General features: G+C 71.7%; 12 protein-coding genes. 6 read left to right on the top strand and 6 right to left on the bottom strand.

Annotated features, from left to right (window positions below; all coding sequences use genetic code 11):
* Nucleotides 1-64: 64 nt before the first annotated feature.
* Entirely contained in the window at nt 65-1,108 is a 1,044-nt protein-coding gene (locus tag OG570_RS04125; RefSeq protein ID WP_326959864.1) for a class I SAM-dependent methyltransferase, read from the bottom strand.
* A 260-nt stretch (nt 1,109-1,368) separates the two neighbouring features.
* Here OG570_RS04125 and OG570_RS04120 point away from each other — a divergent pair, with 260 nt between their 5' ends.
* The 3 genes from OG570_RS04120 to OG570_RS04110 are packed head-to-tail and all read left to right on the top strand — an operon-like array spanning nt 1,369 to nt 4,249.
* Nucleotides 1,369-2,496, top strand: coding sequence for a sigma-E factor regulatory protein RseB domain-containing protein (locus tag OG570_RS04120; RefSeq protein ID WP_326955656.1), 1,128 nt, complete (start codon nt 1,369-1,371; stop codon nt 2,494-2,496).
* The gene (locus OG570_RS04115; protein WP_326955655.1) at nt 2,493-3,410 is read left to right on the top strand and encodes an ABC transporter ATP-binding protein; all 918 of its coding nucleotides are present in this window, start codon (nt 2,493-2,495) and stop codon (nt 3,408-3,410) included. The genes OG570_RS04120 and OG570_RS04115 overlap by 4 nt, the downstream gene beginning before the upstream one ends.
* A complete protein-coding gene (locus tag OG570_RS04110) occupies nt 3,407-4,249 on the top strand; it encodes an ABC transporter permease (RefSeq protein ID WP_326955654.1) in 843 nt (280 codons plus the stop codon). The genes OG570_RS04115 and OG570_RS04110 overlap by 4 nt, the downstream gene beginning before the upstream one ends.
* On the opposite strand, the gene OG570_RS04105 is transcribed toward OG570_RS04110, so the two are convergent.
* Nucleotides 4,239-5,045 carry a PGAP1-like alpha/beta domain-containing protein gene (locus OG570_RS04105; RefSeq protein ID WP_326955653.1) on the bottom strand — a complete coding sequence of 269 codons (807 nt, stop codon included), beginning with the start codon at nt 5,043-5,045 and terminating at the stop codon, nt 4,239-4,241. The two genes, OG570_RS04110 and OG570_RS04105, sit on opposite strands and share 11 nt — an antisense overlap.
* Before the next feature lie 102 nt (nt 5,046-5,147).
* Here OG570_RS04105 and OG570_RS04100 point away from each other — a divergent pair, with 102 nt between their 5' ends.
* Nucleotides 5,148-5,492: a VOC family protein gene (locus OG570_RS04100; RefSeq protein ID WP_326955652.1), complete on the top strand. Its 345-nt coding sequence runs from the start codon at nt 5,148-5,150 to the stop codon at nt 5,490-5,492.
* Nucleotides 5,493-5,538: 46 nt separating this feature from the next.
* The gene (locus OG570_RS04095) at nt 5,539-7,893 is read left to right on the top strand and encodes an excinuclease ABC subunit UvrA (RefSeq protein ID WP_326955651.1); all 2,355 of its coding nucleotides are present in this window, start codon (nt 5,539-5,541) and stop codon (nt 7,891-7,893) included.
* A gap of 75 nt (nt 7,894-7,968) precedes the next feature.
* On the opposite strand, the gene OG570_RS04090 is transcribed toward OG570_RS04095, so the two are convergent.
* Entirely contained in the window at nt 7,969-9,165 is a 1,197-nt protein-coding gene (locus OG570_RS04090) for a glycoside hydrolase family 64 protein (RefSeq protein ID WP_326955650.1), read from the bottom strand.
* A 38-nt stretch (nt 9,166-9,203) separates the two neighbouring features.
* Entirely contained in the window at nt 9,204-10,121 is a 918-nt protein-coding gene (locus tag OG570_RS04085; RefSeq protein ID WP_326955649.1) for an EamA family transporter, read from the bottom strand.
* A 75-nt stretch (nt 10,122-10,196) separates the two neighbouring features.
* Between OG570_RS04085 and OG570_RS04080 the strand changes: the two genes are divergently transcribed.
* Nucleotides 10,197-10,688, top strand: coding sequence for a MarR family winged helix-turn-helix transcriptional regulator (locus OG570_RS04080; RefSeq protein WP_326955648.1), 492 nt, complete (start codon nt 10,197-10,199; stop codon nt 10,686-10,688).
* Here OG570_RS04080 and OG570_RS04075 read toward each other — a convergent pair.
* Nucleotides 10,685-11,635, bottom strand: coding sequence for an MBL fold metallo-hydrolase (locus tag OG570_RS04075; protein WP_326955647.1), 951 nt, complete (start codon nt 11,633-11,635; stop codon nt 10,685-10,687). The genes OG570_RS04080 and OG570_RS04075 overlap by 4 nt on opposite strands.
* A gap of 253 nt (nt 11,636-11,888) precedes the next feature.
* Nucleotides 11,889-13,154, bottom strand: coding sequence for a ricin-type beta-trefoil lectin domain protein (locus OG570_RS04070; RefSeq protein ID WP_326955646.1), 1,266 nt, complete (start codon nt 13,152-13,154; stop codon nt 11,889-11,891).
* Nucleotides 13,155-13,404: the final 250 nt, after the last annotated feature.

Here is a 13,404-nt window from a genome sequence, read left to right as displayed (position 1 = left end):
AGAATAACCGGGGCACGGCCCGGATCCGGCATTCCGGACCGAGTCGTGACTCCGGCGGTGGTGCTCAGTCCGCGCGCAGGCGCCACAGCGACGTGACTTCCGCCGCGCGGGCCCGGTGCAGCGGGTCGTCGGCGTCGGTCGCGCGGGGATGCTGTGGTGCCGTGTCGGTCCGGCCCGCGACGTCGAGGCCCGCCGCGTCGATCCAGCCGAGCAGCTCGCCGCGGGTGCGCAGGCCGAAGTGTTCGGCCAGGTCGGACAGCACGAGCCAGGCCTCACCGCCCGGCTTCAGGTGCCGGCGCAGCCGGTCGAGGAAGCCGCGCAGCATCCGGCTGCCCGGGTCGTACACGGCGTGGTCGAGCGACATCCGGGGCCGCCCCGGCAGCCACGGCGGGTTGCACACCACCAGCGAAGCCCGGCCGGGTGGGAACAGGTCCGCGCAGACGACTTCGGTGCGCGCGGAGAACCCCAGCCGGGCCAGGTTGTCCGCCGCGCACGCGACGGCCCGGGGCTCGGCGTCCGTCGCGACCACCCGCGCCACCCCGCGGTGGGCGAGCACGGCGGCGAGCACGCCGGTCCCGGTGCCGACGTCGAACGCGACATCCGTGGCGGGCAACGGCGTTTCCGCGACCAGCCGGACGTACTCCTGGCGCACCGGCGCGAAAACGCCGTAGTACGGGTGGATCCGCGCGCCGAGCGCGGGGACGGCGATCCCGGTCCGGCGCCACCCGGCCGCGCCGAGGACGCCGAGCAGCTCCCGCAATGGGACCGCGGCCGCGACGTCGAGCGAGCCGTAGACGCCGGCGCACGCCTCCCGGACGTCCGGCGCCCGGCGCAGCGGGACGATGTGCCCGGGGTCGAGGGGCACGTACAGCAGCGAGAGCAGCCGCGCCCGGTGCGCGCGGTGCGCCCGGTGGGCCGGGTAGTCGTCCGGCGGCGGGGGCGGGAGCCGCCGGGACACGGCGTCGAGGAGCTGCCGCGCGGCCGGGTAGCCGCCGCTCCAGAGCAGGGCGACGCCGGCGGAGAAGCTGCGCAGTGCCGCGTCGGCCGAGAGCGCTTCGTCGGCGGGGACGGCAGGGACGTCGGAGCGGGAGGGCGGGGCGAAGAGCATGCGGCCGGGTTCGCCGGGCATGACGAGGTGAGGCACGGAATTCCGTTCTGCTGCGGCCGCGCGCGTGGCGGAGTGCCCGCGCGCGGCGCGGGGTGAGGGGGTTCGGGACTGCCGGAGCAGCCGGAACTAGCTCAAGACAGCAGCATGAACGGGGGTCGTCACCGGGCGAGCGTACCGCCGCGATCCACAGGATTCGTAAGAACTCGGCGGCTGATCTTCCGGGTGCCATGGCGTACAAAGGACGACAGAGGTGATGCCGGATGACGCCCTCGGTGGTGCGGCACGAAACGCGGCGCCGGTGGGCGGTGGTCGCCGCGGTGACCCTTGTCCTCGTGTCGGTGCCCGCCGTCGTCGCCGCCCTGCCGTCCGCGGGGGAGTCGATCGACCCGGCGCGCCTGCGCACGCTGGTGCTGGCGTCCGCCGGCCGGCCGTACCAGGGGTATGCCGAGAGCTCCGGCTCGCTCGCCCTGCCGGAGCTGCCGAACCTCGCCGACGTCGCCGCGCTCTTCGCCGGGACGACGCGGATGCGCGCCTGGTACGCCGGGCCCGACCGCTACCGCGTCGACACCCTCGGCACCGCGGGCGAGCACGACGTCTACCGGCTGCCCGACGGCGAATACACCTGGGACTACGGCACCAACACGCTGACCGAGCTGATCGGCGAACCGAGCGTCCGGCTGCCGCGAGCAGGGGATCTGCTGCCGCCGGAGCTCGCGCGGCGGGTCCTGCAGGCGGCGAAGAACGACTCGGTGAGCACGCTGCCCGCGCGGCGCGTCGCCGGCGTCGACGCGTCCGGGCTGCGGCTGGTCCCGGCCGACCCGGACACCACGATCGGCCAGGTGGACCTGTGGGCCGACCCGGCGACCGGGCTGCCGGTGCGCGTCGAGGTCACCGCGCGGGGCCAGCAGGCACCGATCCTGAGCACCGCGTTCCAGCAGGTCGAGCAGACGACGCCGGTGGTCGAGGCGCCGCGGCCGGTGCTCGGCTCCGGCTTCTCCGTCACGAGCGCCCCGGACGTCACCGACGCCCTCGGGGCGCTGGGCCAGGCCGTGCTGCCGGACACGCTCGGCGGGCGGCCGGTGGCGTCGTCGAACTTCGGTGGGGTCACCGGCGCCGCGCTCTACGGCACCGGGCTGGCGGCCTTCGCCGTCATCGCCGTGCCGCGCAACGTCGGGAACGCCGCGAGCGACGCGGCCGGGAAGGCAGGCGGTGTGGAGGTCAAGCTGACGGCCGGGAGCGTGGTGCAGCTGTCGCTGACGCCGTTGTCGCTGGCGATCGTGCGGTCGTCGTTCTCCCGGCGCTCGTACCTGCTGGCCGGGACGGTGACGCCGGACGTGCTGCGCACGGTCGCGGACGAGCTGTCGCGGCTGCGCCGGAGCGGCCGATGATCGTCACCCGCGGCCTGACCAAGCGCTACGGCCGGGTGCTCGCCGTCGACGCCGTCGACCTGGACGTGCGCGAAGGCGACCGCTACGGCTTCCTCGGCCCGAACGGCTCGGGCAAGACCACGCTGGTCCGGATGCTGCTCGGGCTCGTCTACGCGACCAGCGGCGAGATCGAGGTCCTCGGGAAGCCGGTGCCGAAACGGGTCGCCGAGGTGCTGCCGGAGGTCGGCGCGCTCGTCGAGGGCCCGGCCGCCTACCCGCACCTGTCCGGCCGCCGGAACCTCTCGCTGCTCGACGCCGCCGGGCGCGGCGGCGGCCGGCGCACCCGGCGGCGTCGCATCGACGACGCCCTGGAGCAGGTCGGGCTGGGCGCGGTCGACCAGCGGCCGATCAAGGCGTACTCGCTGGGCATGCGGCAGCGGCTCGGGCTGGCCGGCGCGCTGCTGCGCAAGCCGCGGCTGCTGATCCTCGACGAGCCGACCAACGGCCTCGACCCGCAGGGCATCAAGGAGATCCGCGAGCTGCTGGTCGAGCTGAACGCGGGCGGGACCACGGTGTTCCTGTCGAGTCACCTGCTGGCCGAGGTCGAGCAGCTGTGCACCCGCGTCGGCGTCGTCGACCGCGGCCGGCTGGTGCTGGAGGAAGACCTGACGTCGTTGCGCGCGCTGACCGGCCGGGTGCTCGTCGGCACGCCGGACCCGGCCGCGGCGGCCGCGGTCCTCGACGGGCAGCTCGAGTCCCGCGACGGTGACCGGCTGGTGATCCGGCACGAAGACCCGGCGGCGCTGAACGCGATGCTCGTCCAGGCCGGCGTGCGGGTGTCGTCCATCGACGCCGAGCGGCGGACCCTCGAACAGGTGGTCCTCGAGTTCACCGGCCCCGGCTCGGACCGCTTCGGGGAGGTGGCGGCCGGATGATCGGCGTCGAGCTGCGGAAACTCGTGCTGCGGCCGCGGATCTGGGTCAGCGTCCTGCTGCTCTGCCTGCTGCCCGCGATCGTCGGGATCTTCCTGGCGACGGCCGACTTCGCGCCGCCGCCCGGGCAGGGCGGGGCGTTCCTGTCGGCCGTGGTGAACGACGGCGCGCTCTACCCGGCGGCCGCGCTCGCCCTGGTGCTGCCGCTGTTCCTGCCGATCGCGGTCGCCGTCGTCGCGGGTGACGCGATCGCGGGCGAGGCGTCCGGCGGCACCCTGCGGTACCTGCTGGTGCGCCCGGTCGGCCGGACGCGCCTGCTCAGCGCCAAGATGGTCGCCATCGCGGTGTACGTGACCGCGGCGATCGTGATCGTGGTGCTGACGTCGCTGATGCTCGGCGTGATCCTGTTCGGCACCGGCGGCAACCCCGGCGTCGCGGGTCCCGGCGGGCAGCCCGCCGGGGTGACGTCGTTGTCGGGGCAGTCGCTCAGCTCGTCCGGGCTGGGCCTGCGGCTGCTCGGCGCGGTGACCTACATCGTGGTGTCGATGCTGGGGTTCGCGGCGATCACGATGTTCCTCTCGACGGTCACCGTCTCCTCGCTCGGCGCCGCGCTGGGCGGGCTGGCCGTGCTGATCACCAGCTCGGTGCTGGAGACGCTGGACGCGGCCGCGTCGGTGAAGCCGTACCTGCCGACGCACTACTGGCTGTCGTGGATCGACTTCTTCCGTGATCCTGTGCTGTGGCGCAACATCGACCACGGCCTGCTGCTGCAGGCCGGCTACATCGTGGTGTTCTTCGGCGCGGCCTGGGCGAACTTCGCGACCAAGGACGTCACGAGCTGAGGCAGTCCGCGGGCGCTTCCAGCGGCGTGGTGCCCAGCGCCTGCAGGACCAGCTCGGTGACGGCGGGATCGGTGGGCAGGTCGCCGTGGCCGGCCTGGTTGCCGGGGCAGACCTGCTGCAGCGCCACGTTGACCGCGCCGTCCACCTGGGCCGAGTCCGGGGGCGTGACCGTCTCGTCGCGCTCGGTCCACACCGACAGCCACGGCAGGGTCGACGGGATCGGGTCCTTCGCCATCTCCTGCAGCAGCGCGCTGCCCGGTGCCAGCTGGACGCACGCCGTCGGGCAGGCGCCCGGCACGAGCGCGCCGCCCGCCGCGGCCAGGCCGGTGCCGTGCATCGGCGCGCCGAGCGTCACCACCCGGCGGGCCTGGTGCTCGCCGCCCTCGCGGCCGACCCACAGCCGGGCCACGACGCCGCCCGCGGAGTAGCCGACGACGTCCACCGAGGGCGCGCCGGCCGCGTACGCGCGTTCGACCGCCGCCGAGAGCACGGCGACCTGTTCGAGCAGGTCACCGGTGCCGTCGCCGGCCAGGGTGAGCACCTCGGTGGTGCGTCCGGTGGTCTGCCGGATGTGCGCGGCCAGCTCGTTGAGCGCGCCCTGGCCGCCGCCGTAACCGGGCACGAGCAGCACCGGGCCCGGCTTGTCCTGGTCGGGTGTCCCGGCCTGCGGCGCGGCGCTGGTGCCGGAGGTGACGACGATGGCCGCGACGACCACGGCCACCACGACGACCGCCACGCCGCTGAGCATCAGGCGCCGTCGCGGGCTGATGCCGCGCCACCAAGCCGTGATCCGCATACCTCCATCATGCACGCGCGAGACCGATCAGGAATCGAGAAGCGCAGGTCATCGCCCCGGTCGTAGCGTCGGTGGCACAGAAGACGACAACGAGGAGTGACCATGAGCACCCAGGGGATCAAGACCGTGCTGCACCCCGTCTCCGACCTGGAGAAGGCCAAGGCCGTCTACACCGCGCTGCTCGGCGCCGAGCCGACCGCCGACTCGGCCTACTACGTCGGCTACGACGTCCAGGGCCAGCACATCGGGCTGGTGCCGGGTGGCGCCGCACCGGGCACCGGCCCGGTGAGCTACTGGCACGTCGACGACATCGAGGCGAAGCTCGCCGAGGTCACCGCGGCCGGCGGCACCGTGAAGGACGCCCCGAAGGACGTCGGCGGCGGCCGGCTGGTGGCCACCTTCACCGACGCCGACGGCAACGTTCTGGGTGTGCTGCAGGACAGCTGACCTGGTTGGATCGCTCTCAGGCCCGCCCGGACAAGATGGAGACACGATGAGCAAGGCCAGCCACGAAGCCGACAGCCACGACCTGATCCGGGTGCACGGCGCGCGCGTCAACAACCTCAAGGACGTCACGGTCGAGCTGCCGAAGCGCCGGCTGACCGTGTTCACCGGGGTCTCCGGTTCGGGCAAGAGCTCGCTGGTGTTCGGCACGATCGCCGCGGAGTCGCAGCGGCTGATCAACGAGACCTACAGCGCGTTCGTGCAGGGGTTCATGCCGACGCTGGCGCGCCCCGACGTCGACGTCCTCGACGGGCTGACGACGGCGATCATCGTCGACCAGGAACGGATGGGCAGCGACCCGCGCTCCACGGTCGGCACGGCGACCGACGCCAACGCGATGCTGCGGATCCTGTTCAGCCGGCTCGGGAAGCCGTACATCGGCTCGCCCCAGGCGTTCTCCTTCAACGTCGCGTCGATCAGCGGCGCCGGTGCGGTCACCCTCGAGAAGGGCGGCCGCACCACGAAGGAGCGTCGCAGCTTCAGCGTCCTCGGCGGCATGTGCCCGCGCTGCGAAGGCCGGGGCGCGGTCAACGACATGGACCTCACCCAGCTCTACGACGAGACGAAGTCGATCAACGAGGGCGCGATCACCATCCCCGGCTACAGCATGGAGGGCTGGCACGGCCGCATCTTCCGCGGCTGCGGCTTCTTCGACGCGGACAAGCCGATCAAGAAGTTCACCAAGCGCCAGCTCGACGACCTGCTCTACAAGGAGCCGACCAAGATCAAGGTCGAGGGCATCAACCTGACGTACACGGGCCTGGTGCCGTCGATCCAGAAGTCGATGCTCGCCAAGGACGTCGACGCGATGCAGCCGCACATCCGCGCGTTCGTGGAGCGGGCGGTCACGTTCACCACCTGCCCGGAGTGCGACGGCACGCGGCTGAGCCCGGAGGCCCGGTCGTCGAAGATCGGGAAGGTGAACATCGCGGACGCGTGCGCGATGCAGATCAGCGACCTCGCCGGCTGGGTCCGCGGCCTGAAGGCGCCGTCGGTGGCGCCGCTGCTGGAGGCGCTGGGCCACACGCTCGACTCGTTCGTCGAGATCGGCCTCGGTTACCTCTCGCTGGATCGGCCGTCTGGCACGCTCTCGGGCGGTGAGGCGCAGCGGACCAAGATGATCCGGCACCTCGGGTCGTCGCTCACCGACGTCACCTACGTCTTCGACGAGCCGACGATCGGGCTGCACCCGCACGACATCCAGCGGATGAACGAACTGCTGCTGCAGCTGCGGAACAAGGGCAACACGGTGCTCGTCGTGGAGCACAAGCCGGAGGCGATCGCGATCGCCGACCACGTCGTCGACCTCGGGCCCAAGGCCGGTTCGGAAGGCGGCGAGGTCGTCTTCGAGGGCACCGTCGCGGGACTGCGGAAGAGCGACACGATGACCGGCCGTCACCTCGACGACCGGGCCAAGCTCAAGGACGAAGTGCGGAAGCCCGAAGGGGCGCTGGAGGTCCGGGGCGCGTCGACGCACAACCTGCGTGACGTCGACGTCGACATCCCGCTCGGCGTGCTCGCCGTCATCACCGGCGTGGCGGGGTCCGGGAAGTCGTCGCTGATCCACGGTTCGGTCGCGGGCGCCGAGGGCGTCGTCTCGATCGACCAGGGCGCGATCCGCGGCTCGCGGCGCAGCAACCCGGCGACCTACACCGGGCTGCTCGAGCCGATCCGCAAGGCTTTCGCGAAGGAGAACGGCGTCAAGCCGGCGTTGTTCAGCGCCAACTCCGAAGGCGCCTGCCCGAACTGCAACGGCGCCGGCGTGATCTACAGCGACCTGGGCATGATGGCCGGCGTCGCGACGCCGTGCGAAGTGTGCGAGGGCAAGCGGTTCCAGGCCGAGGTGCTGGACTACAAGTTCGGCGGCCAGGACATCAGCGAGGTCCTGTCGATGTCGGTGGCCGCGGCGACGGAGTTCTTCAGCGGCAAGCTGCCCGCGGCGCACAAGATCCTCGAGCGGCTCGGCGACGTCGGCCTCGGTTACCTGACCCTGGGCCAGCCGCTCACGACGTTGTCCGGCGGTGAGCGGCAGCGGATCAAGCTGGCCACGCACCTGGGTTCGGCGGGTGACGTCTACGTCCTGGACGAGCCGACCACCGGCCTGCACCTGGCCGACGTCGAGAACCTGCTCGGGCTGCTCGACCGGCTGGTGGACTCGGGCAAGTCGGTGATCGTGATCGAGCACCACCAGGCCGTGATGGCCCACGCGGACTGGCTGATCGACCTCGGCCCCGGCGCCGGCCACGACGGTGGCACGGTCGTCTTCGAGGGCACACCGCGGGAGCTGGTGGAGGCCCGGTCGACGCTGACCGGCGAGCACCTGGCGGTTTACGTCGGGGCTTGAGGTCCTGCCGCGGCTTGTCGTGAGTGGTTAGGGCGGTTCTAACCGCCCTAACCACTCACGAGGGCCGTGGTGTCCTCAGTTGAAGGGGTCCAGCGTGAGGTAGGCCGTCGCCGGGTTGCCGTCGTTGACCAGGGACTCGTAGTTGCCGACGTCGTCGAAGGCGAACGCGTACGCCTTGCCGTCCGCCATCTGCGCGTGGATCTTGCGCGCGTAGTGGTTCGTGACGCTGTCCAGGTAGAAGCCCGCCGAGCTGGTGTCCGGCTGGTTGGCGTTCGTCAGCAGCGTCGAGCGGTTGAAGCCCGCGCAGAGCGTGCGCGAGATCTGGCCGCGGACGTCGTTGGGGGCGTCGAGGTTCTTGTAGCAGCCGAAAATGCTGTCGGAGTCGGGCTTCTGGAACGCCGTCACGAACCCGCCCGAGGTGTTCGTGAAGTTCATGACGTTGCCCGAGACGCGGCCGGTGTACTTCACGCTCGGCTGGTCCGCGACCGGCGTCACCGTCAGCGCCGATGAGCTGTACTTCGTCCAGACGCGGTTGATGTAGTCCTGCAGCACGGTCGCGGGCAGCGCGCCGGCCTCGATGCCGTGGCTCGGCGCCAGCGCGCGCAGCACCGTGCCGTCCGAGCGGGTCCGGATCAGGTTCGCCCAGCCGCCGGGCTGGCCGCGCAGTGCGGTGTAGAAACCGTTGTAGCCGCCCGCTTTCAGGTGCCCGGTGGTCTTCGTCGTGCCGCCGGTCGGCTGCACGCCGACCGCGTACGGCGCGGAGAACATGTCCACCTGGGTGCTGTTGATCCAGAGGCCGGCGTCGTTGAGCGTGTACTCCGACCAGTTGAACAGGATGTTGACGTTCGGGTCGGAGGGGTTCTGCACCGCGGGCTGCACCAGGCCGCCGGTCGTCAGCTTGAACACCAGCTTCTGCCCGTAGGAGAAGTAGATCCGGCCGGAGAACTTCGGCATCCGGATGGTGCTCGAGCCGCCGTTCGCGGGCCCGGGGATCGACGCGTCGGGCGCCGGGGTGGGCGGGTTGCCGCCGGCCGGCCAGGCGTGGAACGTGCCGTTGGCGTCGGCCCAGCCCTGCTGTCCGGTGGCCAGGTTCGTGCCCAGGTCGTAGATGTAGACCTGATCACCGCGACCGGAGTTGTTGGTGATCTTCAACGGGATGGTGGCCGGGACCGCGTCGGCGGCCGGGGCGACGGCGGTCGTGAGCCCGGCGGCGACGGCGAGCGTCGCGGCCAGAGCGGAAAACCGCCGTCGGAAGGGGGATCTCGGACGCACGGGGCGCCTCCTCGTCGAGGCCGGTGATCACGAGTTGTTCAGACCACTTCAGAGTCGGTGGCACGCGGAGACGTTGTCAAAGGCTGATAATTATTAGCAGCCGTCCGGCCCAGCGTCCGTCGCTGAGCGGTCACGACGGCGGCGAGCACGACCGCGCCGCCGAGCAGCTGCCACCCGCCGAGGCGCTGGCCGAGCACGAGCCAGTCGAGCAGGGTCGCGACCACCGGGCTGAGCAGCCCGAGGAACGTCACGTGCGTCGGCGACAACGCGCGGATCCCGCGGAACCACAGCGTGTACGCCAGCGCGGCGCCGATCAGCGTGAGGTAGCCGTAACCCGCGTAGTTCGCCGCGGACAGCGTCGACGGCGGCGGCCCTTCGACGGCGAGCGCGAGCGGCACGAGCACCAGCCCGCCCGCGACGAGCTGCCAGCCCGTGGTCGCCAGCAGGGGAGCGGGCGACGTCCAGCGCTTGCTCAGCACGACGCCGGTGGCCATCACGACCGCGCCGCCGACCGCCGCGGCGACGCCGAGCGCGTCGAGCCGGGCGTCCGATCGCAGCACGAGCAGGCTGACGCCGGCGACGCCCGCGACGCCGGCGAGCAGGGTGCGCCGGGTCGGCCGTTCGCCGAGCAGGCCGGTGGACAGGCCCGCGACGAGCAGCGGCTGCAGGGCGCCGAGGGTTGCGGCGACGCCGCCGGGCAGCCGGTAGGCGGCGACGAACAGCAGCGCGAAGAACGCGCCGATGTTCAGGGTGCCGAGCACCAGTGAGCGCCACCACCAGCTGCCGCGCGGCAGCTGCCGGGTGAGCGCGACCAGCAGGAGACCGGCGGGCAGCGCCCGGACGACGGCGGCCAGCAGCGGCCGGCCGGGTGGCAGCAGCTCGGTCGTGACCAGGTAGGTGGAACCCCAGATGACCGGGGCGAGGGCGGTGACCACCAGGAGTCGATTGTTGAGCACTAAGGCAATATAGCTCAGCGCTAAGGTAAATCGCTACCGCTCACTTACCGCTAAGACATCGGTTACGCTGGGCCGATGGCCGACCACGTGGACCGGGTGCTGGAGCAGTGGCACGCCGAACGTCCCGACCTCGACGTCTCCCCGATGGCCGTGATCGGCCGGCTGTCACGGCTGGGCGTGCTGGTCGACGCCGAGCTGCGGCGGACGTTCGCCCGGCACGGCCTGGACCACGCGACCTTCGACGTCCTGGCGACCCTGCGCCGCACGGGGCCGCCGTACCGGCTGACGCCGACGGAGCTGATGCGCTCGGCGATGGTCACCTCCGGCGCGATCACCCAGCGCCTCGACAAGCTGGAGGCGCGGGGCCTGGTCCGCCGCACGCCCAACGAGGCCGACGGCCGCGGCGTGCGGGTCGAGCTGACCGACGCCGGCGGTGAGCTGATCGATCGCGCGCTGCCGGACCACATCGCGACCGAACACCGCGTCCTCGCCGTGCTCGAAGACGACGAGCGGGAGGACCTGGCGGAGATGCTGCGGAAGCTCCTCGAGAGCCTCGGGCCCGCTTAGGAGATCCGGCGGACCGGCTCGGCGCCCAGCAGGTAGTCCAGGTCGATGCGGCCGCCCGCGGCGGCGATCACCGCGTCGACCGCGAGGTCCACGTCGAGTTTGAGGCCGTGCTGGTCGGCGTACGCGCGCATCAGGTTGCCGATGTGGCGCTCCGGGTTGGTCCACGTCGGCCAGCGCAGCGAAGCCTGGGTCGCCAGCTTCGAGAAGTCGCGGCTGCGCGCGGTCGCGTCCAGGAGCCACTCCAGGTAGACGCGCATCGCGTGCACGGCGCTGTGGCCCGGGTTCGCGACCGGTCCGTGGCCGGGAACGAGCGTCCGCGGGCGGAACGTGTCCTGCAGCCAGTCGAGCGCGTCGAGCCAGCCCGGGATCGAGCCGTGCACCGCCATCGGCGTGCTGCCGATGAACACCAGGTCGCCGGTGAACAGCGTGCCCGAGCGCGGTTCGTGCACCACCAGGTCACCGGCGGTGTGCGCGGTGCCCGGCACGGCCACGACGTCGGCGGCCGCGCCCCCGAGGTCGAGCCGCTTCCAGCCCATGACGGGGTGGACCGCGGCGGGCTCCGGCGGCTCCAGCACGCCCCACTGGGTGCAGGTGAAGACGTTGCCGTAGGTCTGCGGCCCGGCCTTGACGACCTCGACGCTCGCGGGCGCGGCGAGCACGGTCCCGCCGTCGCGCAGCGCGACCCCGACACCGTTGTGGTGCTCACCGTGCGCGTGCGTGACGACCACGGTGAGTTGCTGCGCGCTTTCGGGCGCGTACTTGCGGACGTCGCGGACCAGTTCCAAAGTGGCCTGCTCGGTGCCGCACGTGTCGATCAGCACGACGCCTTCGCTGCCCTGGATCCAGCCACTGTTGGCGACGAACCATTCGTCCGGGCTCTTCACGTACGCCACGACCCCCGGGCGCGCGTGCCGGAGCGGGACGATGTTCGCGGTAACGGCCGGCATTGCTTTCCCTCCCTGAGCGAAGCCGTAACGGCCCGGCTTCGCAGCGTGTCGGTCTCCCACGTGAGCGGGTTCTGACCGGCGTTGCGCTTAACGACGAGGGCGCGGCCAGGTTGCGCGCTTTCCGCCGGGATTTCGACGAGTTCCCGACGACTTCTCGGCGGGTTCTCGGTAAGGACGGAAACCGGCAGGTCAATCCGCATTCTGCCAGTTTCCGTCCGAATGGGAACCTCTTCGCGAGAAAATCACGGAAAGATCAGGCCGGCACCTGCCACCGCTGGTTCGCCGTCGCCGCGCAGGTCCGGATCTGCAGCCGGGTGCCGTCGGCCGACGAGCCGCCCGTCGCGTCGAGGCACTTGCCCGACTGCGGGTTCAGCAGCGTGCCGTCGGAGCGGGCCTGCCACGTCTGCGACCCGGTGCCGTTGCAGTCCCAGAGCTGCGTGAGCGTGCCGTCCGCGGTGCCGCTCGACGCGACGTCCAGGCACTTGCCGAGCGCCCGCAGCGTCCCGCTCTGCGACGTCCACCGCTGCGCGCCCGTGCCGTTGCAGGTCCACAGCTGGATCGCGGTGCCGTTGGCGGTGTTCGACGCGCTGACGTCGACGCACTTGCCGCCGATCCCGGTGATCGCGCCCGCCGGGCTGGTGGTGCCGGTGGTGATCAGGTACGCGCTGTTCGCGACGTTCCAGTGCGTCGCCAGGTAGCTGCCGGCCGGCGGGTTGGTGGTGAAGTAGTCGTCACCGCCGCAGTCGATCTGGTTCTCCGGCGCGCCGGGGCAGACCTTCACCAGGCCGCCCGGCGGGTTCGGGATGCCGCCGTCGTCGTAACACATGATGTCCTCGTCGTCCCAGCAATGGCCGTACGGCGTCGCGTGCGGCGCGCTGCCCTGGACGGCGCCGAGCGTGTGCAGGAGTTCGTGGCCGGTCGCCTGCCACGTCCAGCAGCCGGTGCCGACCGTCGCGTAGTGCGGGCCGGCGTTGTACGGGTTGCTCGCGCCCGGGCTGTCGTTGCCGCCGTTGCCGAACGCCAGGCCGCAGCCGTCCTTGTCGTACCAGACGATGTACTTGCGGTCGGCGCGGTTGTAGCCCTGCGCCTTGATCGCGTTGGTGATCGTGTCGACGGTGGCCATGTCGGCCTGCGCGATCGTCACGTTCGCGACGGTGGCGCGGCAGCTCGTGTCGGTGACGTACCGCAGGTGCCGGACGCCGCCGCCGAGCCGGCCCGCGGCCTCGACGAAGGCGTCGTCGATCTGGCTCGCGAACGTCTGGAACCGAGCGGCGAACTGCGAATACCGGTCGGTCTGCCCATTTCCGCGGACGTAGAGCGCCTGAACGCGCTTTCCGCTGGTGCCGTCGCCGTCGCAGACGGTCGACAGCGGCGCCGCGGCGGTGGCCGCCGGCGTCCGGAGGTGATCGGGGAGCTGTTCGGTGCCATCGTTGCCGGCGGCCCCGGCCGATGGCAGCAACGCGGTGGCGAACACGAGGGCGGTGCTGAGTGCGACGAGGCGCCAGGTTCTTGCGGTCACGAGGATTCCGCCTTCCCGATGCGGCAGTGGACGAGAAGTACGCAGGCGGTCTAGACCACTCGGAATGATAGAAGCGGGCCCGATGGCTGTCACTGACAAGAACGGACAGCTTGGGGTGAACCGGTCACCGATCGACGACGGCCGGCCCGGCGGGCCCGGTCCGCTGAGCGGTACGGGTCTTGACAGTCGATCTAGACGGTCCATACTGGTATATACCTTTATGGGAGGGTCCGGGGATTTCACACCGGGA

The sequence above is a fragment of the Amycolatopsis sp. NBC_01286 genome, assembly GCF_035982555.1.
Taxonomy (GTDB): domain Bacteria; phylum Actinomycetota; class Actinomycetes; order Mycobacteriales; family Pseudonocardiaceae; genus Amycolatopsis.
The sequence above is the reverse complement of the archived record's forward strand: the minus strand, read 5'-3'. Positions and strand labels throughout refer to the sequence as shown.